The following is a 759-nucleotide window of genomic DNA, read 5'->3' as shown; positions in this document are numbered from 1 at the left end:
TGAGCGAACTGACCAGACGGCAGGGCGTCGCAGGGGAAGGGTCAGTCAGAGATGGGCATCTGGGTGCCTGGGGCATATACGTCTTCCCAGTAGGCGATTGGGCCGTCTTCGTCGTGGAAGGTCTGAGTGGTGACGAGGACAGCCACGGAGATGTGCGGTGGCGCGTCGATCTGGAGGGCATCCAGCTCGTCCTGGGAGGCCTGACGGGCACGCGCTGTGCGCTGCCCTTTGACCACCTCATGGCTGGTCCGCTCGGCGAAGATTTCACCGAAGTAGCGCGGCATCCGCGTCTCCTCGGCCAGCTCGGGTACTTGAGCAACCGTGCGGGGCGGGTAGACGGATACACCTACTGAGGTGGCTCTGCCGTCCTGTTGGAAGGTGCGAATGCGAATCACGACTTCGTCGCCCGGTTCAAGATCAAGGGCTTCACACACTTCGGGATCATGGACCGACCTTCGCATTACGCGGTGTCCGGAAGAAGATTCGCCTGGGGCGTAGCGGAGACCGTTCCTGACCATCCGATCTAGCCTGTCGGCCCCGGTGATGACCAGCGGGTTCTTCGTGACAACAGTTCCCAGTGCTCCTCGGGATGCGACCAGCCCCTCACCCTTCAGGACGCCCAAGGCGCGACTCACGGTCTTCGCAGCCACGTCGAACTGCGCGCGAATCTCGGCTACGGAAGGAAGCGCGTCTCCAGGGGCGAGCTCACCGCTTCTGATGCGCATGCGGAAATGGTCCGCCACATCGGCGTACCCCTTC

At 63.1% G+C, this 759-nt stretch carries 1 protein-coding gene; it reads right to left on the bottom strand.

Translation table 11 applies throughout. The annotated features are described in order from the left end of the window. Window positions 1-41 precede the first annotated feature (41 nt). On the bottom strand, window positions 42-759 hold a 718-nt coding region (locus IE106_RS29985; protein WP_189538381.1), incomplete at its 5' end, for a GntR family transcriptional regulator.

This window comes from Streptomyces roseolilacinus (assembly GCF_014649335.1).
GTDB lineage: Bacteria > Actinomycetota > Actinomycetes > Streptomycetales > Streptomycetaceae > Streptomyces > Streptomyces roseolilacinus.
This window is presented reverse-complemented; position numbering and strand designations above follow the sequence as displayed.